Origin of the sequence: Salinisphaera sp. LB1, from assembly GCF_003177035.1 — a bacterium.
Taxonomy (GTDB): Bacteria; Pseudomonadota; Gammaproteobacteria; order Nevskiales; family Salinisphaeraceae; genus Salinisphaera.
Genome location: NZ_CP029488.1, coordinates 1,404,218 through 1,423,612 on the forward strand (window position 1 = coordinate 1,404,218; position 19,395 = coordinate 1,423,612).

The following is a 19,395-nucleotide window of genomic DNA, read 5'->3' on the forward strand; positions in this document are numbered from 1 at the left end:
ACGCGCGCACACATCGCTCAGCGCGGCTCGGTCTGCAACGCCGCAGCTAACCCGGGCGCGTAATCGGCGCCGTGGGGCACGGTCGCCGTGGACGGCGCCAGCGCGTCGCCGATCGGCTCGGCACGCCCGCCGAGGTATTCGGCCAGAAACGCCTCGGTGATCGCGTTGAAGGCGATGTTGTTGGCCGGGCGGGCAAAGCCGTGGCCTTCGTCGGGGAACAGCACGTAAGTGACCGGTATCGATTTCTCGGCCATCGCGTTCACGATCTGGTCGCTCTCGGCCTGTTTGACGCGCGGGTCGTTGGCCCCCTGGCCGATCAACAGCGGGCGAACGATGCGATCGGCGTAGGTCAGCGGCGAGCGCTCGGCCAGCCAGGCGCGGCCGGCCTCGGTTTCAGGGTCGGCCATGCGCCGATACATCTGGCGGCGACCCGCTTCCCAGTAGGGCGGGATGCTCTCCAGCAGGGTGGTGAGGTTCGACGGACCGACGATATCCACACCGCAGGCGAAGGTTTCCGGCGTCAGCGTGAGTCCGGCCAACACCGCATAGCCGCCGTAGGAACCACCCATGATCGCCACCCGCTTCGGGTCGGCCACACGATTGTCGACCGCCCAGTTCACGGCGTCGATCAGGTCGTCGTGCATGGCGGCGCCCCACTCGCCGTCGCCAGCGGCGGTGAAGGATTTGCCGAAACCGGTCGAGCCGCGATAGTTCACCGACAGCACCGCATAGCCGCGATTGGCCAGCCACTGGTGGTAGCCGTTGCTGCCATAGTCGTCCCGCGCCCAGGGGCCGCCGTGCACCAGCAGCACCATCGGCAGCGGCTCGCCCGGCGCGGTGAAGCCTTCGGCGCCGCTGCCGCGCGGCAAGGTGAGATAGGCGGTCAGCATCAGGCCGTCGCGGGCGGTGATCTCCAGCGGCGTCATGCCGGCCAGCGGCGCGCCCACCAGTTCCGGGCGGCTGACGAACAGCGTGGTGAGCGTCCCGGCGTCGCGATCATAGAGATGGGTTGCCGGTGGCGCGGTAACCGGGTCGTTAACCACCACCCAGCGGCGATCGTCGTCGGTACGCGAGGTGACGTGCACGTCGCCTTCGAGCCGCTCGTCCAGAAACGCCAGATCCTCGCCGATGGCCGGGTCGATCACATGCCACTCGGTGCGCAGATAATCCACGGCCCAGGCCTGGATTTCGTGGGTTTCGGGGTCGGCCATCACGCCGGTCACGTCGGCCTTGGGCGAGGCGGCGATTTCGCGCATGTCGCCGGTTTCGAGATTCTGGGCGACGAGCGCGGCGGTATCGCGGCCGCGACTGTCGATCCAGTAGAGCGTGTTGCCGTCGCGAGTGAAGCCCGCCGGGCCGGTGTTGGCGCTGTCCTCGAAGCGGATGCTGACCAACGGCTCGTCCGCCACCGCGCCGTCCCGCACGCGAAAGAAATCCTCGCCGCCGTCCTCACGGGGCTTTTGCGCCAGGCGGATATCGAGGCTTTCATCCACCAGAAAGCCGCCGTAACCGTCGTTATGCATCGCCAGCGTCAGCTCGCCGCTGGCCAGATCCAGGCGATAGACATCGTGCCAGCGCGGATCGCGGTCGTTGATGCCCACCACGATATGGTCGCGCACGTGTCGGCTGACGCCGAGTACTTGCACCCGTACCCCTTCCTGCGGCGTCAGGGTACGCTGGGCCGCGCTTTCTACGTCCACACCGAACAGACGGAAGTTCTCGTCGCCGCCCTGGTCGTTCACGAACAGCAGCTGCCGGCTGTCCGGCGACCAGAAATAGCTCCGGATCGGGCGGGTGCGCTCGTCGGTCAGCGCCCGTCCTTCATCCGGGCGATCGACCGGCGCGACCCAGAGATTGAGCACGTCGTTGAACGGGGCGATCCACGACAACCACCGGCCGTCCGGGCTCAGCCGGCCCTGTATGCGGCTCGGGTTGCCGAACAGCCGCTCGCGTTCGATCAACGGCGCATCGCCCGCGCTACCGGCGCCGGCAGCGTCGCTCGCCGCCATCGGAATGTTGTGAGCCGGATGATTCCAACGCATGGGGCGCTCCTTTGCGGGGTTGAATCAGGCCTCACTGGGTGAGGCGTCGGGCGGTCAGGATAACGCGGACGCCCCACCCGCGGGTTGATCGCAACGCGACACGGCGCCCGGCAAACGCATCGCCCTTATTGCTAAAGCTCAGCCGCCGCTCGCCGATAAACCGACTTCGGCTAACCATTCCCGAGCTTGGAGACAATCTCATGGACGCAGGAAGCGTGAACTCGACCGTCAGTACCGCCATGGCTTTGCAGCAACATAACCAGAACCAGGACGTGCAGACGAACCTGCTGCGCAAGTCGCTCGACAGCCAGGCCTCGCAGATGAGCCAGCTGATGTCGTCGCTGGAAACACAGCCGGCGTTGGCAACGACCGGATCCGTCGGAACGCAGATCAATACCTATGCCTGACGGCCGCGTTTAAAACCAAAGGACTTGAGCAGCGGCAACATAAGGGTCGGCGCATCTTTTCGATCGCGCCATAATAAAATTCCTTATATAAAATCGGATTATAGCTATGGAAATCGTAAAGTTTGGTGCCGACGACATCGAAAATACATTGTCCAAGATGTCGGAAAAGCAGATAGACCAGATGGCTTTTGGCGCAATTCAACTGGATGGCAGCGGAAAAATTCTGCAGTACAACTCAGCCGAAGGTGCAATAACCGGCCGCGACCCTTCGCAAGTCATAGGGAAAAACTTTTTTCGGGACGTCGCACCGTGCACCAATCGTCCGGAGTTCAAAGGCCGCTTCGACGACGGCGTGCGTAACGGTGATTTAAGTGCCGTTTTCGAATATACGTTCGATTACGAGATGACACCCACCAAGGTAAGAGTCCAGATGAAGAAAGCGATCTCTGGTGACAGTTACTGGATATTCGTCAAACGTCTTTAATGCATTGGCGCGGAACGAGTCAAAGGCCGTGAGCATGCTTGGGCGGACTTTTATAAGCCGTTGTCTGTTTTCGCTAATCGCGGCCAAGCTCGATGGGTCGGACCGAGGTCAGGGTCATTTCGGTCCGCTCGCTAACATGGGCCTTGATACCCCGCTTCGCGCCGACGAAGCGAACTCCGCACTGAATATCGACTCGCTCAAGTTGATGAGTCTGGCGATGGACGTCAGCACACTATTCCAAATACCCGATAGTGGGCTTGAAGATTACCTGTTGCGCGGACAAACGATCGGCGATTGGGTCGATGTGGTGATGGAGTCGCGAAACAGCGGCGCTCAGGCGCTGGCATTTACGAGCTCAGGCAGCACAGGAGAGCCCGTCACCTATCGTCACGAATGGATCGACTTACTTGACGAAGTACGGGATCTGGCGCCGGAATTCGCCGCTCATCTTGGCCAGTCGATCGCGCGGGTCGTCGTATGTGTCCCAACGCACCACATTTACGGCTTTCTGTTCGGCATTGTGTTGCCCGCAGTTTTGGATCTGCCGGTACTCGATCGTCCGCAAGCAATGCTGACAGCGCACTCCGGACGCTTCAGCGACGGTGATCTTATCGTCGGTTTTCCCTGGTTTTGGCGCGCCCTGGCGCAAGCGGGAACGCAGTTTTCCGAGTCCTGTATCGGCCTCTCATCAACCGGCCCATTGGACGCCGACATAACTCCGCGTCTCAAAGCCAAGGGCCTGAAGGCGATGATCGAAATACATGGGTCCAGCGAAACGGCCGGTATAGGTTATCGGTCGCATAGCAGCGATCCCTATACACTGATGAATCGCTGGCGTGTCGGACCGGATAAGGCGCGCTTGGCCCGGAACCGGGATCTGTCTGACACCGTGTTGTTGCCTGATCGTTTTGACTGGGTCGATCCGCGTCGCTATCAGCTACGCGGGCGACTGGATCAGGCTATTCAGGTCGCGGGGTATAATGTTTATCCGGACCGGATCGCTATGCAGATTGCCCGTCATCCGGATATCGATCAAGCGTACGTACGGCTCATGCGACCTGGCGAGGGTGATCGTCTTAAAGCCTATGTCGTGCCCTCCGACGAAGATTTGCCACCCGCCGAAGTCAAAAAGCGTCTGGTGAAATGGTGTCGTGCCAGCCTCACAACGGCACAAATGCCGGCGGTGATTACAGTGGGGTCTGCCTTGCCCATGAATTCCCTCGGGAAACCAGCCGACTGGTAGGTCGTCGCACACGGGCGTTCAGGGATAAGCACAGCTTCGACGATGGCCGGCCGCGAACGGTTAGAAAAACACCGCGTAGACAATGCCGTCCCCTACCGAGGTCGAGAACGCGGGCATCATCGCTAGCACACCGAGCCACAGCCGGGCGGCGACGGATAGAGATCGCAGGCCGGGTAGTCGACGATCCAATTGGCCCCTCCCCGGAATGGCCGAGGCAATGAACCACCCAAGTAAATGGGTCCAAACCACGGTGATCTCCGAAGTCCGGCCCTGAGTCGGTAAAGCGCGGGCCGCCGTAACCGCCGACGCGGTCGCGATAGTCGGGCCACCCATTAACCTCCGCGCGAAATGACTGCTATCGGCCGAATGCCATCCGTCGTGCCCGTAGCCGAGCACGGTCATCAGGGGCGCAGCCGTCAAAGCCATGACCACGATACAAAGCGTGCTACGCGCCAGCCCATTGTGCATTGACCCATCCGCCCACAGGCAGCCAATCAGCGTCGACGCGCGATTACCTGGCTCGACTACCGGGCATCGATTATCCCGGCTATTTCGACGTGCGCCGGGTGGCGCACAGCGGCCTGATCTATATCGGAAACCGCGTTATGTGTGTCTCTCATTTGCTCGTCGGACAAGACATTGGTCTGGAGCAGATCGACGAAGCGCGATGGGAGGCGTACTTCAGCTTCTATCGCCTTGACCGGATCGAGCTACCCAAGCACAAAGGCGGCTACTGCCGCGTTCGGGTGTAACCCATGTTCATGTACAACAGTGAGGGTGTAGACAAAATAACTGCCGGTAATAAACGCAATATCAGACAGTTACGTAGGTCGGATTAGGTGCTTGCACCGTAATCCGACAGCCAAGCCTCAAAACCCACGGATTGAGCGTCGGATTACGCGCTGCGCGCTAATCCGACCTACTTCTAAGGCATTGTTTTCCAAGTCGTTAGACAGAGTAAGGGTTTGTCTACACCCTCAGTGTTACCGATGTATTTGACTCGTACAGGCGCGGACGCGCACGAAGCGGCAATAGAACTTGGGAATCTGCCGAACTCAAGCCGGGTCCGGGATACCCTGATAAAGTCGCGCAATCCTGATCATGTGCCCAGGGTTGTCACAGAGGGCCGATTCAGACCGATCAACCGCAACACACCGCATTTGATTACGCCGAGCATGCGGGCGACGACCACGTGGCACTCTATTGCCGTCGACATCGTGGATAAACTGGCTCGAGACCGTTGACGATGATCTATGGCGGATGGGGCAGCTCGTTGGTCACGGAGATAAGGGGTGACAGCGACCGCCCATTGCGGTCTTACCAGATTGACCAACCGCGGGACATAGACTCTGGTGCGCATTTCCCGCCGCCCGATTATCGGCAGCTCATGTTCCAGATTCCTCGGCGGAAGCCGCGGGCCCATAGCACGACCACGGCGGGAACTGCTCGGCACCACGACGCCGAGCATCAATCGGGCCGCGTCAGCCGGATGCGGAACTCGCGAACACGGGTCGAGGATGGCGCGGCTCTCAACAGCAACGATATTCGCTGTTTCGCGCCATACCCTGACGGTTGACGCCCAATGCAGACTCCCCACGCTGACCGGATGCTACGGCAATCGCGGCATCCTCGCCCGCCCTGGCGCCGCTGTCGGAGCCCCGGCGTACCGGGGCTCCGACGTCAAGCGCTGGATCAGGGTTTGATCGTGGCAACGACCTCGCCCTGGCTGTATTGCAACGCCACGTTGTACGTCTTGCCACTCGCGTCGCTGGCGGTCGCCTGGGTGAACTGGCCTTCCAGGTGATTGGCGGTGACCACCGTGTAATGGGTCTGCCCGGTCAATGTCGGCACCTTGAGCAGCAGCGATCCGCCATCGAGGAAAGCGCTGCCGGAGACCTGCAACTGCGCCTGATCGGTGAGATCGAGCGAGAGCGTACCGGCCTTTTGCACGAAGCTGGCGACTTTCAGGGCTCCCTTCGCGTTCTGGTCGGCGCCCGCCTTGATGGCTATGCCCACCGTTCCGCCCTGCTGATAGAGCGTATTACTGCCGAAGGCGCGGGCCGAACTGGCCACCAAGCCCCCGTCGACCAGCAATGTGCCGCCGCTGTATGAATTGTCGCCGTTCAAATGCAGCGTGCCCGTGCCATATTTGCGGAGCCGGCCGGGGCCCGATATGTCGTTCTGCCAATAGTCTTCCGCATTAAAACCGCTGTGGTTCGTGCCGTCCATGGTGACATCCACATCACCATCGAACGCGCCGTACCCGTCAGCCGCCGCCACCAGATCCAGACGCCCCCAGCCATGCGACTGGTCGATGACGGGGTAATTCGATGCGACCTCGGTGGTGGCGAGAACCGCCCGACGTTGTTGCGCGTCGAGATAGGGAAAACGCGACCGCAGCAACACTTCGGCGCCCTTGGGTACTTCCGGCGCCTTGGCCGGCTCGTTCAGCTTGCTCAGGCCGTACGTGAGAAACGCCCTGTAGCGCGCCTTCATGGCGCTGTGGGTTGCCACAGTGTCGGCGCTATGCGCCCAAGCATAGACGGAATCGTACCCGGCGGTTTTCGCCTTGCCGCCGAAGTATGTGTAGGCCTGCGCCACCGCCTGGTCGGCCGCGTCCTGATTGCTGCGATCGTAAAGCGTCGCCGCCGTCACGGCCTCGCCCATGATGCGCCCACCGATGACATCCAGCGGCGAGTGCATCGCGGCGACGATCCGGTTTTCACCGAGCTCAGCCGCACGGGCTACCATTTCGGCGTAGCGTTGCGGGATCGCGTAGGCCATGCCGAGGCCGCGGTCATAGGCTTCGGTGGTATGACCGCTGGGGAAAGCCGCATCCTTGGCACGGCTGGATTTCCAGGTGCCGGTGCCGTTGAAATCGCCACTGTAGGTGCCATCGCCGTTGTCGGTGTATACGGCACGTCGCGCGCACTTCAGCCCGGTAATGGCGCGGACAAGCGGATCGCTCGGCTCTTCGAAATATTTCGTCTGCGTGGTGCCGTCCGGGTTGTAGCAGGTCAGTTTCTGCAGACTGCTCTTGTCCTGCCCGTTGAAGGAGGCAACCGTAAAATCCCCGGCATTGATGCGCCACGGGCGCGGCGATTCAAAATGATACTTGGGCGCCTCGGTCGAAGCTCCGTAGCCCGCGATATCGCTCAGTAACGAAACGACCGCGTCAAGGTTGTAACCGGTCTGGCCGTAGTTTGTACCACCCGATCCCCCGTCGCTGATCGAATTGATCAAGTGGTTGCTGTCGGTGATCGAAAATGAGGTCTTGTTGCCGGAAGCCGGATCGTAAACGATCTGATCCGGATTGCTACTGTCTCTTGACAACGTCGTCACCGAGTGTGCGCCGACGCGATAGGCGGGGGCCAGCGGCCCGAGCCCGGAGGTGATGCTGTAGCCCTTCTCGCGCTGGTCGTCGAGATAGGCGCCGCGTTGCGCCTGCACCTGGGAGCGGTCGACGTCCGGGGTGCTCTGCCCGGTGCGGGTCAGTGTTTTGACGTAATCGAAATTTTCTTTCCAAATCGTCATGTTGAGGACTTGGGCGTTATCGAACGAAACCGTACTCAGGACGTCGTTGGTCTGTTTCGTCCCGCCACCCGCAACGCCGATATAACTGTACGTGCCCTGCGGGCTGCCCGCTTTTAGTTTGTTCGAACCATAATTCGACCAGGTCGGGTCGCCCAGGATGTAGATCTTGTTGAAACCCTTCAGGATCTGCAGCATCGGATCGTAGGTCGGGCTGTAGGCGATCGCGTAACTATTACTATTGGTCTCCGCGAGATGGCTGTCCACAACCGCCTGTTCACCCGATCCGAGCTGCGGCGTGTCGACTGCCTGGATATAACCGACCCCTTGCGGGACACTCGGCTCCGTATAGGTCTTGTCGTTGTTATTACTATTGTCGTTACAGGCCGACAGCGTGAGAACCAGAGCCGCAGCCGCGAGGCCCCAGCGTTTATCTTTGCAAACCATCATCGTTTCCTTATTTTCCCAAGAACGATATAAGGAGAGGGCCGATAAGGGGGCAGCGCTAAAATGGTAACGTTATCAATTCACCGTCTTCGTACAAGAACGGCAATCCTCATTACTCGTTACTTCCCCCAACGCCAGGCGCTGGAACCTTTGTAACCCCCAGCCCAACCCCGCCGATCAGCTATCTTAGTTTCACAATATGACGAAGATATTAATAAAATAGTTTTATGGCATAATATAATTGAAAAAAATAAAACTTTCTCAATCTGATAGAGACTTACTGGCGATTGCGGCACCCGTCATCTCGGGTGTTGGCCGCGGGATACGGACACAAGCCCCGTCCCGGAACCGGTTGCAGCGCATGCACGCGGCAGTCGCCCGCCGCGATTTGGATATAACGCCATTAAATTGCGCGTTATCCAGACCGCTTGCCCATGCCGTGGTAGCGCTTATCGCACGCAGGCGTGACGTCGGCAACCCAAAGCCAGACGGGTAATTGATATGCCGCTTGGTGACCGAACCCGCCCAAAACCCCGATCGGGCCGACGGCAGAATCTTCGCGATCAAGCGCCCCGTCCCTTGAAGCGTCAGCTTTTCTTACATCATTGATATTTATTGGACGAGATAAAAATTCATCCCCATGTTTTTATTTCGTAAAATTTTCTGGACAGGAATTTGCTTATGAAGCATGCCTCTTAAAAAAACAGGGGATCGGCGCTTGCGCTAACCTCACCGACCCGGAGATTTCCATGACCCCAAAACATTTCGGGCTTGCCGCCCTTGCGAGCCTGTCGCTGCTGATTTCAGGACCGGCGCTGGCCACTGTGACTTATCTGAATTTCAGTGCGTCGGGCATCAGTGGGGCACTTGCGTTGACGTACGGCTCGGCGACCGATGCCTTGTATTCAGATGGCTATGAAATCACCGGAATCTCCGGCACGTTTTCCGACGCCAATAACGGGCTCGATATCTCCAACGAGAACATCACCTCGCTCGTCGCGGTCAACAATGCGACGCCGGAGCCCACGAATCGGCTCGCCCCCCATGATTTCAGCCGGTTTCCCGTTGCTTCCGGTTTATCGCCCAATAGCAACGGCTATCTCACGTATGACAACCTGATCTGGCCGGGCGGCTCGCCGCAAACGGCTACCGACTATCCGTTTCACGGCGGTTTGCTGGATATATACGGACTCTTGTTCAATCTGGGTAATGGCGACGTTGTGGGCTTGTGGAGTGACGGCATCGGATCGCCGGGCTCGAGCGGCACTGCGTTCTACGGCGTGGCGGTCGCCACGCATACGCAGGCACTGGATTATGTTTCGCCCGGGGTCTCGGTGCCGGAGCCCGGCTCACTTCCCATGTTCCTGGCAGCCTTGTGTCTCGTGCTGGGGATGGGACGCCGGCACCTTGGGCTAAACGTTCGCCTCGATTAGCGGATAATTCGAGCATCGAATGCCGCGGTAACCGAGTGTCCTGCAACGTGAGTTCGCGTCATGGGTTTCGGGCGACCTTTATTGCCCGGCCCGGCGCGGTAACGCGCCGTATCCGACAATACGGCGCATGACGCGTAACAAAGCGCACGAAACAGTACGAGGAATGGGCGCTACAGGGCACTCGGGTCGCGATATTCGTGCGCTGAAGAATGCCGGAACACGGGCCGCGCCGATCGGCCTCGGGCCCGAGGCCGGCGATGATGCAACGCCGGCCATTTTCCGGACCGGGGCGGCATCTTGAGCGCAAGGCCGATCGAGCGCGCGATTCACGGGCCCAGCCGAGGACGCGGACCGAGACGGGTGGTACAGCGTGGTACCTCATGGCCGATTCAAATCCCCGCGATATACGCCGATAAAGTCCATCCGGTCATCGGTCGTCGCACGAATGAGGTGACATTATGAACGCAGGGAGCAGCGTGAATTCGACAGTCAATACAGCGGTCGCGCTACAGCAACACAACCAGAACCAGAACGTACAGGCGAATCTGTTGCGCAAGTCGCTCGATAGTCAGTCGTCGCAGCTCAGCCAGCTGATGTCGTCGGTGGCAGCGCAGCCCGCGCTGGCCACAGGCAGCGCGGTTGGTACGCAGATCAATACATACGCCTGAGCACTACAGCACGGACAACCCCTGCAAGGTCGCTCTCACGCTGTCGTCCAGCGATGTCCGCGGCTCGGCGCCGAGAAACGCGGTCAGCGCGGTATTGTCGAGGCGCGCATCGGTTTGCCAGTGAAAACGGATTTCGCGCATTTCACGCAGCGTCGCGTTGAACGGTGCCAGGGGCGACAACAAACGCCAGGGAAAGCGCTTTACCGGCAGATGGGGCGCGCCGGCGGCGCGTTTAATGCTGTCGGTCATACCGTGACTGTCGACATCATAGTAGCCGGCAAAATGGTACCGCGCGGCCGGCTCCAACTCTTGCTCACGATCGGCGAACCGGGCGAAGGCCTCCCCCAGGTCGGGCAGGTAGGCCCAGCTGTGGCCGATACCCGGCCGCCCCGGATAGACAATTTTTCGCAGCGGCTTACCGGGCTTGACCAAAACCTGGGAAAACCAGCTGCTACCCGCACGCGGCCCGTAAAAATCGCCGGCCCGCACAATTAGTGAGCGCACGCCATCCGCGGCGGCCGCGGCGAGATTGGCTTCCATCCGGACACGAATCCTGCCTTTTCTGGTCTGCGGGTTCTGGGGCGACGTCTCGTGCAGCAACGGCAACGCATCCGCCCCGTAGTTGTAAATCGTGCCGGGAAGAAAGATACGCGCGCCCTGGGCACGAGCCGCCGCGATGGTGTTATCCAACATGGGCAATACCTGGGTGTCCCAATGGCGATATCCCGGCGGGTTGACGGCATGCACGATCACGCGGGCTCCGGTGGCTGCCTGTGCCACCGCTTGCCGATTCAGCGCATCGCCCGTCACCGTTTCAAAGCCATCGGCACGTAACCGCACAGCCGCCGCACTGCCGGGGTCTCGAACCAGGGCGCGCGCCCGCCAGCCGTGTGCAAGCAGCGCCCGCCCAATGGCGCCGCCAACGCCACCGCTTGCACCCAATACCAATGCCTGACCTGTTGTATTCATGAGCCGATCCCGGTCGATGAGAGAAGCTCACGATAGGCGCGGACAACCTCGGTTAGAATTGGCAAACACTAACCAGCGGTCCGTCAATGATGAACGAGCCTTTTCAGCTTGAATGACACCGACTGGGAGCGCTATCGCGCGTTTCTCGCCGTCGTCGATACCGGCAGCCTGTCGGCGGCGGCGCGGGCGCTGAACGCGATGCAACCCACGGTGCGCCGCCGCATAGAGGCGCTGGAAAACGAGCTGGGCACCGCCCTGTTCACCCGCTCCCCGAGCGGGCTCGAACCAACCGCGATCGCCCACGACTTGGTCGCCCCGGCACGCGCCATGGCCAACGCCGCGCGCGCCTTTTCGCGCACGGGCTCGGCCTCGGCCGATCAGATATCGGGCGTGGTACGCGTGACCGCCAGTGAGGTCATGGGGGTCGAAGTGCTGCCCGCGCTGCTTACGTCACTCATGGCCGAACATCCCGCGCTGACCATCGAACTCAGCCTGAGCAATGACAACGCCGATATGCTGCATCGCGAGGCCGACATCGCGATTCGGATGGTACGCCCGACCCAACACGCGCTCATCGCCCAACGCATCGGGCATATCACGGTTGGCTTGCACGCACGCCGGGATCTGATCGAACGCCGCGGCATGCCCGCCGACCTCGACGATCTACGCCGCTTCCCGTGGATTGGCTTCGACACCGAAACGGCGAGTATCCGTACGATGCGCGCCCTGGGGCTCACGGAACAACGACAGGACTTCGCCTACCGGACCGACAGTGACATGGCGCAGCTCGCGGCCATCCGAGCCGGCCTGGGGATCGGCGTGTGCCAGGCGCCCCTGGCTCGCCGCTTTCCCGATCTGGTGCGGATTCTTCCCGATCTGGTGAGCTACCCGCTCGAAACGTGGGTGGTCATGCACGAAGACCTGCGGCGCGTGCAACGCGTCCGGCTTGTATTCCGTCACCTGGCCCGCCACCTGAGCGCCTACATACGGCTGGATGAGCCGCCAGATGGGACCGGCCTGTAGCCGCCTGTCTGCCGTGGTGCGCGCGTCGACCGCAACGCATACGTCGGCTCGCCTCCGTTAACCGCCGATGCCAAACCCGCCTGCTCGCCCCGACCCTGCGAGCAGGCAAATATTCAACGAACTGTTGTTCCCGAAAATCCCGACTCCAAATTCTTATGAAATGCGCAATCCGTGCGATAACGCCAGCGCTACCCGGTGCACCAGTTCAGGAACTGGACTGTCGACACACGAGTAACACCGCCGAGTGCGGGCGGGCTCAATGGTCTCGAATACAGGAGATCGACGCAATGAAGCAATGCCGGACACGCCGCCAGCTACTGGCGGCAGCCACCCTCGGTTTTCTCCTGCCCGCCATGGCATCGACGGCCGTCGCATCCGATGAGCCCGGGCCGCCGCAACATCTTTCGATGCCGCACGGCGCGGCACATGCACAAACGCGGGTACAACAACAGATGTGCGAGCAGCAACAGTTGAAGCGCCGCCAACAGGCGCAATCCGAACGTCTGCAACGCCAGCAAACACGGGCCCGCCGCCAGCTTGATCTGCAACGGCCCACACTCTCGGGCCCACCCAGCCTCGAACAGCAAGCAGGCCAAAGCACCCTGCAAAATCAGCAGCAACAACAACGCGCCCAACTGCGACTCCAGCAACGCGGCGAGCAACAAAGACTGCGTCAACACCAGCGGCTGGAACAGCAACGAGCCCACAGCCCTTAGACGTACAAACCGACTGCGTGGGGCACGGGTGATCGAGGCCGGCAGCTCCTGGGCATCGTTCGAACTGACGTTTTGAACCTGTAACGCACGCCGCAAGACCCGACCCCAGGTTTCTTTGCGCCCCTTGCCGACAATGGCTGACGCCGAACCGCCCGCGCGGCTCGCGCACTTGAAAGGGCTATCCCCTCATCCAGCTGGCCCCAACGTTGGGGTCCACCAACCCGTGGCCAGGTCTTGCCTCGCACACAGCACAGAGCTGACTTCAAGATGTTCAATGCATCAGATCGCGGCATGCGGCGCGCCGGGCTCGCAGGCGCCAATGACGTTTGTCGCAGGCTATCCACGCGGTGCGAAAGGCCAGATAAGTGTCTGCATAATACACAATACATGAAACATTGATTGTGACTTCCTATATATTGAATCTTCTAATAACGAGAGGTCACACCGATGCATAAAGGGATTCTGGCAACGGCAGCCGCCGTTGCGATGGGGGTGTCATCGCTGGCGATGGCAGCGGGTACGGTCACTTTCGGCGTGCAGGCGCCGATTACGGGTAAATATGCCAATGAGGGTCAGGGCATAGAAAAAGCGGTCAAATTGCTGGCCAAGGAACAGAACGCCAAGGGCGGCCTGCTCGGCAAGCAGATCAAGGTGCAGGCGTGTGATGACGAGGGCAAGGCTACCCAGGCCGCGCTGTGCGCACGCCGTCTGACCAACGCCGGGGTGTTCGCGGTCATCGGCAGCTATACCTCCGGCGCGGCCTCCGCGGCGCAGCCGATCTACGCCCGCGCCAATGTCATCCAGACCAGCGATGGCACCGCCGACGAACTCACCCAGCGCGGCTTCAAGACCTTCTTCCGCAATGCCCCGCCGAACAGCGCCGAAGCCAAGTTCACCGGCGAGTACCTGGTCAATCACAAGCACTACCAGCGAATCGCGGTGATCTCCGACCATTCGAGCTTCTCGAAGGGTCTGGGCGACGCCGTGGCCGAGGCAATCAAAAGCGATGGCGGCCAGGTACTTACCCGCGCCTACATCAACTCCGGCTCGCAGGATTTCACCTCGGTACTCACCGATATCAAATCCAAGAACCCGGACGTCATCTACTTCTCGGGCTACTACTCCGACGGCGGCCTGCTGCGCTCCCAGGAAAAGCAGCTCGGCATGAACGTGCCCTTCGTCGGCGGTGACGCCAACCAGAATGTCGCGTTTGCGAAGATCGCCGGCGACGCCGCCCAGGGTTCGATCATCGTCAACGTGCCGGCGCCGGAGAATCTGCCCTACAAGGCGGCCAAGGAGTTCCTCGCCGCCTACCAGAAAGCCTATGGCGAGGCTCCGCCCAGCATCTTCACCCTGACCAACGCCGACGGCATGCGCGTGGTGATGAAGGCGGTCGAGGAAACCCATAGCCTCAACCCGAAGAAGGTTGAAGCCTACCTGCACCAAAAGATCGACAAGTTCCCGGGCATCACCGGCCCGATCAGCTTCTCGTCCAAGGGTGAGCGTATCGGCAGCGCCTTCCAGGCCTTCGAAGTGCAGGCCGACGGCAGCTACAAGACGGTCTACCCGACCTCCGCATCGGCCAGCTGATCGACGCCTGGCTCACCACACGGGACGCACCACATGAGCGAGTTTTGCCAGCAATTGGTGAACGGCCTGACCGTCGGCGGGATTTATGCCCTGATCGCGCTGGGCTACACGATGGTCTACGGCATTCTGAAGCTGATTAACTTCGCACATGGGGACTTGTGCGTACTCGGCGCCTTCATCGGCCTGACCGTGATCTCCAGCCTCGGGGGCGCCTCTGGCTCCCCCGCGGTCTGGGTGGTCGGGCTGGCCTTCGTGGGGGCGGTGGTGGCGGTATCCTGCGCCGGGGTGCTGCTGGAGTTCACCGCCTACCGGCCGCTGCGCAGCGCGCACCGGCTGTCGGCGGTGGTCTCGGCGCTCGGCGCCTCGATGATGCTCGAAAACGGCATGATGCTGATCTGGAGCCCGCAGACCCTGGTGTTTCCGCAGGGTTCCCTGCCGAGCATCAGCTGGAACATCCATGGCGTGCAGGTGACCTTCACCCAGCTGTTGATCATCGTCGTGTCACTGGCGCTGATGGGCGCCCTGTATCTCTACGTCAATCGCACCCGCTTCGGCACCGCGATTCGTGCGGCCGCCATCGATCAGGACGCCGCGCGCCTGATGGGCATTAACGTCAACCGGGTGATCGTGAGCGTGTTCATCCTCGGCCCCGCGCTGGGCGCGATCGGCGGGCTGTTCATCGGCCTTTACTATCGCCAGGCGGTGTTCGACATGGGCTGGATCTACGGCCTGAACGCCTTCATCGCCGCCATCATCGGCGGTATCGGCAACATCCCCGGCGCCATGCTCGGGGGCTTGCTGCTCGGTCTGTTCAACGCCCTGGCCGCCGGCTACATCTCAAGCACCTGGCAAGAGGCCATTACCTTCGGTCTTTTGATCGCGATTCTTCTCGTCCGGCCCACCGGCATTCTCGGCGAACGCGTGGCGGAGAAGGTATGAACACAAAAATATTTCGCTGGCTGGGCCCGGTCGTCTGGGTCGCCGGTCTGGCCGTGCCCTTCGTGCTCGGCGCCAACTGGATCAGCATTCTCGCCATTTTCGCCATTTATGCGGTGGTGGCCCTGAGCCAGGACATCGTGCTCGGCCGCGCCGGGATGTTCGACATGGGCCATGCCGTGTATTTCGGCATCGGCGCCTATGTCACCGCCATCCTGAACACGGTCTACGGCGTGCCGGTGCTATGGAGCATGATTCCGGCCATCATCACCGCGGCGCTGGTCGGCGGCCTGCTCGCCGCGCCGATCGTCAAGCTGCGCGGCGACTATCTGCTGGTGGCCACCATCGGCATCAGCCAGATCTTTCATCTGGTGATGGTCAATAATGTCGGCGGCGTCACCGGCGGCCCGGATGGCATTTTCGGCATCGGCGTGCCGAGCCTGTTCGGCCACGCCATTATGTCCCAGGGCGGCAATTTCCTGGTCGACTGGGTGCTGCTCGGGCTGGTGCTGCTGCTGGTGAACAACCTCGAGCACAGCCGGCTCGGCCGCGTCTTTCGCTATCTCAAGGAAGATGAGCTGGCGGCCACCACGCTGGGCGTGAACGCCCGCTACTACAAAATTCTCGCCTTCGCCCTGGGGGCCGGGGTCGCCGGCGCCGCCGGCACCCTGTTCGCCAGCCAGCTGGCGGTGGTCTCGCCGGGCGCGTTCGTGTTCACCGAGTCGGTCACCCTGTTCGCGATCGTACTGGTCGGCGGTCAGGCCTCGATTCCCGGCGTGCTGCTCGGCACGGTGCTCATGTTCGTCGTACCCCAGGTATTTCGCGAACTCGCCCAGTACCGCTACTTCGTGTTCGGCATTGGCATGATCGTGGTGATGGTGATCCGTCCCCAGGGTATCTGGCCCCGACGCAGGCGCATGGAATGACTGACAGCAACGCACTACTCACCCTCGACAACGTCGGCATCAGCTTCGGCGGCCTGCGCGCCGTGGACGAGCTCGATTTCAGCGTGCACAAGGGCCAGATCGTCGGCCTGATCGGGCCCAACGGGGCCGGCAAGACCACGGTGTTCAACATCATCACCGGGGTGTACAAACCCACCGACGGCGAGGTGCGCTGGAAGGGTGAGCGCATCAGCGGTCTGCCGCCGTATCGCGTCGCCCACTGCGGCATCTTGCGCACCTTTCAGACCATCCGCCTGTTCAGCGGCATGAGCGTGCTGGAAAACGTGCTGGCCGGCCAGCACATGCGCACCCGGCAGAGCTGGCTATCCAGCCTGCTCGCAACGCCCGGGCAGCGGCGCGAGGAACGCGCCCTGCGGGAAAACTGCATGGAAATCATCGAGCGCCTGGATCTGACCGATGTGGCCCACGAGCTGGCCACTTCCCTGCCCTACGGCATCCAGCGCCGGGTGGAGATGGCGCGTACCCTGGCCGCCAGTCCGGAGCTGCTCATCCTCGACGAGCCGGCCGCTGGCCTCAACGACCAGGAATCGGCCGAGCTCAACGACACCATTCTCGGCATTCGCGAGGCCGGCATCACCGTGCTGCTGGTCGAGCACGACATGAACGTGGTGATGAAGGTCACCGACAACATCGTGGTGATCAACTTCGGCAAGAAAATCGCCGAAGGCGATCCCACCTCGGTGCGCAACAACCCGCAAGTAATCGAAGCCTATCTGGGCGCTGACGACGACGATGACGAGGCGGCCGCATGAGTGATCTTCTGACGGTATCCGACCTCCACGTCAACTACGGCCAGATCGAGGCCCTGAAGGGCGTCTCGCTGCGGGTCGCCGAGGGCGAGGTGGTGGCCATTCTCGGCTCCAACGGCGCGGGCAAGACCACGCTGATGCGTTCGCTCAGCGGTCTGCTGCGCCCGAAATCGGGCTCCATCGTCTATCGCGACGAGGAACTGGTGGGCGTGCGCGCCGATCTGATCGTCGGCAAGGGCATCGCCCAGTCGCCGGAAGGCCGGCGCGTGTTCGGCACCCTCACGGTCGAGGAGAACCTCGGGCTCGGCGCCTATACCCGGCCGCCAGCGGAAGTCGGCACCACCCGTGCCGAGGTCTACCGCATGTTTCCCAAGCTGGAGGAGCGCCGCGCGCAACTGGCCGGCACCCTGTCCGGCGGCGAACAGCAAATGCTGGCCATCGGCCGGGCGCTGATGGCCAAACCGCGCCTGTTGCTGCTGGACGAGCCGAGCCTCGGCCTGGCGCCACTCATCGTCAAGGGCATTTTCGCCGCGCTGCGCGAGATCGCCAACTCGGGAGTCACCGTGCTGGTGGTGGAGCAGAACGCGCGCATCGCGCTCAAGCTCGCCGACCGTGGCTATGTGCTGGAGGTCGGCCGCATCGTCCACGAAGACAAGGCCTCGGCCCTGCTGGCCTCGCCGGAAGTGCAGGAAGCCTATCTCGGCAAAAGCGCATGACTTGTCCGCCGCGGGCCGACGGCTCGGCCCGACCCGCGGCGGACGACGCTTTTTAAGGTCAGATATCGAATTGCCATGTGACGCATCAGACAAGATCCGTCCCGGACATATCACGGCACGGTAAAAAGCTGTGGTTTTCTATCCTGAATCAGGCGTTCGGCTCGCCGTCGAAGCGTTCAACCCGAAGTGCGTATTGCAGATCCCATCACCCGGCCGGGCCGCGCAACTGACCGAGAAGACGTGTTGTGCAGCGCGCGATCTCATCGACGATGAGATCAATGACCGTTGATTCATAAGGCATCTCATCACGGGTCCACCGGGCCTGCTGCGGCAGCCGTTCGGCCATATCGCCCAACCATCCCCGAATCTGTTCTGGCGACAGACCCAGTGCCTCACCATCGGCCACGAAATGTTCCGGACGGATATTGTGCTGAACCTTTTTGCCGCGAACTGCCATAGCCATCTTCCGGTCATTCCGTCGCAGAAAATACGGGTAGACACTGTTGATGTCGTAGAGTGGCGCGAGCGCGAGTTGCGGCCCTGTTACATGCCAGATCGAGTAGTTCTTGGCGTGGGCATCTGTACCGCATACAAGCACATTGAACATCACCGCCCGCATGAACTGTTCGAGGTCCGCGGCAGGATCGGTCGCGTTGTCACGCAGAAGTTCGCCGATAGCTCGGATGCCGGGGCCGCCGTTCTCCTCGTATTTCTGGCTCGGGGCATATCCCAGCGCCTGGCACATATCCTCGATATGGATGCGACGCGTCTCAGGCCCGGCATCGGTCATTCGATCGAATCGCTCGACCACGATTGCCTGCTCCGCGCCCATTCGCTCGACCCATGACTCCGGCGCAGCGAGGCCGACCTCACGCGCGAGCTGCAAACAGAAATGCTCGTTGAGCGGCTGGTCATCAAGATCACGCATCGCCGGCTTGACGATATGCGTGCTCGGCTCGTCGCCGACGGGCATGTACCACTGGCCGTCGCGATAAACGAAGGCAGTTTTCGGCTGGGCGCCGGCCAATGAAAAATAGCCGGGATTTCGACCGAAAATCTCTGGTGTCCGACCACGCCTGAGTCCATCGACGACTTCGGCCATTTCCGCTTCATCGAGCGGCCCCAAACCTCGCCCCAGGTCGGACGTTCCAAAACTCACCGCACCCGGACAATCCTCACCAATGGCCTCGAGTAAGGCGAGCGGATCGGCCTCGGGTACATCAAAATGTGCCGCGTATCGGCGCAGAACCTCTCTATCATCGGGGAGCAATCCCCACATGAAGTTGCTCACGATCGACTCGCCGCGCGAATCGCGGTGCACAGCCGCGGTCATCGGCATGGACAGCGACAGCGGATGGTTGGCCTCGTCCGCAAGATATGTTTTGTCGTACTCGAATTCGAACCGGGCGCCGGTCAGCCGGGTGACCGCACCGATCCGGATTTCATTCAAGAAGATCTCGACCGTTTGTTCCATGC

Annotated in this window: 17 protein-coding genes; 12 read left to right on the plus strand and 5 right to left on the minus strand. The window is 61.5% G+C overall.

Annotated features, from left to right (window positions below; all coding sequences use genetic code 11):
* Positions 1–17: 17 nt before the first annotated feature.
* Entirely contained in the window at positions 18–2,042 is a 2,025-nt protein-coding gene (locus SALB1_RS06380; RefSeq protein ID WP_109993104.1) for a S9 family peptidase, read from the minus strand.
* A 200-nt stretch (positions 2,043–2,242) separates the two neighbouring features.
* Here SALB1_RS06380 and SALB1_RS06385 point away from each other — a divergent pair, with 200 nt between their 5' ends.
* From SALB1_RS06385 to SALB1_RS06405, 4 genes are all read left to right on the plus strand, one after another.
* Complete coding sequence (locus SALB1_RS06385; protein WP_109993105.1) at positions 2,243–2,449, plus strand: putative motility protein; 207 nt, start codon at positions 2,243–2,245, stop codon at positions 2,447–2,449.
* A 106-nt stretch (positions 2,450–2,555) separates the two neighbouring features.
* Positions 2,556–2,933, plus strand: coding sequence for a photoactive yellow protein (gene pyp, locus SALB1_RS06390; protein ID WP_109993106.1), 378 nt, complete (start codon positions 2,556–2,558; stop codon positions 2,931–2,933).
* Positions 2,934–3,069: 136 nt separating this feature from the next.
* Positions 3,070–4,176, plus strand: a complete 1,107-nt coding sequence (locus SALB1_RS06395) for a hypothetical protein (protein WP_158590651.1) — start codon at positions 3,070–3,072, stop codon at positions 4,174–4,176.
* A gap of 467 nt (positions 4,177–4,643) precedes the next feature.
* Complete coding sequence (locus SALB1_RS06405) at positions 4,644–4,928, plus strand: hypothetical protein (protein ID WP_109993109.1); 285 nt, start codon at positions 4,644–4,646, stop codon at positions 4,926–4,928.
* Positions 4,929–5,868: 940 nt separating this feature from the next.
* On the opposite strand, the gene SALB1_RS06415 is transcribed toward SALB1_RS06405, so the two are convergent.
* On the minus strand, positions 5,869–8,154 hold the full coding sequence (locus SALB1_RS06415) for a phosphatase PAP2 family protein (protein WP_145961256.1): 2,286 nt from the start codon (positions 8,152–8,154) through the stop codon (positions 5,869–5,871).
* Between the two features lie 749 nt (positions 8,155–8,903).
* On the opposite strand from SALB1_RS06415, the gene SALB1_RS06420 reads away from it, so the two are divergent.
* Positions 8,904–9,587, plus strand: a complete 684-nt coding sequence (locus tag SALB1_RS06420) for a PEP-CTERM sorting domain-containing protein (protein ID WP_109993112.1) — start codon at positions 8,904–8,906, stop codon at positions 9,585–9,587.
* Positions 9,588–10,045: 458 nt separating this feature from the next.
* Positions 10,046–10,255 (plus strand): putative motility protein, encoded by a 210-nt coding sequence (locus SALB1_RS06425; RefSeq protein WP_109993113.1) that lies wholly within the window; start codon positions 10,046–10,048, stop codon positions 10,253–10,255.
* A gap of 3 nt (positions 10,256–10,258) precedes the next feature.
* Here SALB1_RS06425 and SALB1_RS06430 read toward each other — a convergent pair whose 3' ends face one another.
* Positions 10,259–11,224, minus strand: coding sequence for an NAD(P)H-binding protein (locus SALB1_RS06430; protein WP_109993114.1), 966 nt, complete (start codon positions 11,222–11,224; stop codon positions 10,259–10,261).
* 108 nt (positions 11,225–11,332) lie between these two features.
* On the opposite strand from SALB1_RS06430, the gene SALB1_RS06435 reads away from it, so the two are divergent.
* A complete protein-coding gene (locus tag SALB1_RS06435) occupies positions 11,333–12,247 on the plus strand; it encodes a LysR family transcriptional regulator (RefSeq protein WP_109993115.1) in 915 nt (304 codons plus the stop codon).
* A 314-nt stretch (positions 12,248–12,561) separates the two neighbouring features.
* Here SALB1_RS06435 and SALB1_RS06440 read toward each other — a convergent pair whose 3' ends face one another.
* A complete protein-coding gene (locus tag SALB1_RS06440) occupies positions 12,562–12,945 on the minus strand; it encodes a hypothetical protein (protein WP_147420760.1) in 384 nt (127 codons plus the stop codon).
* Positions 12,946–13,410: 465 nt separating this feature from the next.
* On the opposite strand from SALB1_RS06440, the gene SALB1_RS06445 reads away from it, so the two are divergent.
* The 5 genes from SALB1_RS06445 to SALB1_RS06465 are packed head-to-tail and all read left to right on the plus strand — an operon-like array spanning position 13,411 to position 17,919.
* Positions 13,411–14,553 (plus strand): branched-chain amino acid ABC transporter substrate-binding protein, encoded by a 1,143-nt coding sequence (locus SALB1_RS06445; protein WP_109993117.1) that lies wholly within the window; start codon positions 13,411–13,413, stop codon positions 14,551–14,553.
* 33 nt (positions 14,554–14,586) lie between these two features.
* Positions 14,587–15,492 (plus strand): branched-chain amino acid ABC transporter permease, encoded by a 906-nt coding sequence (locus tag SALB1_RS06450; protein ID WP_109993118.1) that lies wholly within the window; start codon positions 14,587–14,589, stop codon positions 15,490–15,492.
* On the plus strand, positions 15,489–16,415 hold the full coding sequence (locus SALB1_RS06455; protein WP_109993119.1) for a branched-chain amino acid ABC transporter permease: 927 nt from the start codon (positions 15,489–15,491) through the stop codon (positions 16,413–16,415). The genes SALB1_RS06450 and SALB1_RS06455 overlap by 4 nt, the downstream gene beginning before the upstream one ends.
* On the plus strand, positions 16,412–17,206 hold the full coding sequence (locus SALB1_RS06460) for an ABC transporter ATP-binding protein (protein ID WP_109993120.1): 795 nt from the start codon (positions 16,412–16,414) through the stop codon (positions 17,204–17,206). The genes SALB1_RS06455 and SALB1_RS06460 overlap by 4 nt, the downstream gene beginning before the upstream one ends.
* The gene (locus SALB1_RS06465) at positions 17,203–17,919 is read left to right on the plus strand and encodes an ABC transporter ATP-binding protein (RefSeq protein WP_109993121.1); all 717 of its coding nucleotides are present in this window, start codon (positions 17,203–17,205) and stop codon (positions 17,917–17,919) included. Before SALB1_RS06460 ends, SALB1_RS06465 begins: the two co-directional genes overlap by 4 nt.
* Positions 17,920–18,124: 205 nt before the next feature.
* Here the strand turns inward: SALB1_RS06465 and SALB1_RS06470 are convergent, their stop codons facing one another.
* A complete protein-coding gene (locus SALB1_RS06470; RefSeq protein WP_109993122.1) occupies positions 18,125–19,393 on the minus strand; it encodes a type II toxin-antitoxin system HipA family toxin in 1,269 nt (422 codons plus the stop codon).
* Positions 19,394–19,395 lie beyond the last annotated feature (2 nt).

Excerpts from the sequence above, each read along its gene's own strand:
- SALB1_RS06380 (WP_109993104.1), bottom strand. The coding sequence starts at position 2,042 with ATGCGTTGGAATCATCCGGCTCACAACATTCCGATGGCGGCGAGCGAC.
- SALB1_RS06385 (WP_109993105.1), top strand. The coding sequence starts at position 2,243 with ATGGACGCAGGAAGCGTGAACTCGACCGTCAGTACCGCCATGGCTTTG.
- pyp (WP_109993106.1), top strand. The coding sequence starts at position 2,556 with ATGGAAATCGTAAAGTTTGGTGCCGACGACATCGAAAATACATTGTCC.
- SALB1_RS06395 (WP_158590651.1), top strand. The coding sequence starts at position 3,070 with ATGGGCCTTGATACCCCGCTTCGCGCCGACGAAGCGAACTCCGCACTG.
- SALB1_RS06415 (WP_145961256.1), bottom strand. The coding sequence starts at position 8,154 with ATGGTTTGCAAAGATAAACGCTGGGGCCTCGCGGCTGCGGCTCTGGTT.
- SALB1_RS06420 (WP_109993112.1), top strand. The coding sequence starts at position 8,904 with ATGACCCCAAAACATTTCGGGCTTGCCGCCCTTGCGAGCCTGTCGCTG.
- SALB1_RS06425 (WP_109993113.1), top strand. The coding sequence starts at position 10,046 with ATGAACGCAGGGAGCAGCGTGAATTCGACAGTCAATACAGCGGTCGCG.
- SALB1_RS06430 (WP_109993114.1), bottom strand. The coding sequence starts at position 11,224 with ATGAATACAACAGGTCAGGCATTGGTATTGGGTGCAAGCGGTGGCGTT.
- SALB1_RS06445 (WP_109993117.1), top strand. The coding sequence starts at position 13,411 with ATGCATAAAGGGATTCTGGCAACGGCAGCCGCCGTTGCGATGGGGGTG.
- SALB1_RS06450 (WP_109993118.1), top strand. The coding sequence starts at position 14,587 with ATGAGCGAGTTTTGCCAGCAATTGGTGAACGGCCTGACCGTCGGCGGG.
- SALB1_RS06455 (WP_109993119.1), top strand. The coding sequence starts at position 15,489 with ATGAACACAAAAATATTTCGCTGGCTGGGCCCGGTCGTCTGGGTCGCC.
- SALB1_RS06460 (WP_109993120.1), top strand. The coding sequence starts at position 16,412 with ATGACTGACAGCAACGCACTACTCACCCTCGACAACGTCGGCATCAGC.
- SALB1_RS06465 (WP_109993121.1), top strand. The coding sequence starts at position 17,203 with ATGAGTGATCTTCTGACGGTATCCGACCTCCACGTCAACTACGGCCAG.
- SALB1_RS06470 (WP_109993122.1), bottom strand. The coding sequence starts at position 19,393 with ATGGAACAAACGGTCGAGATCTTCTTGAATGAAATCCGGATCGGTGCG.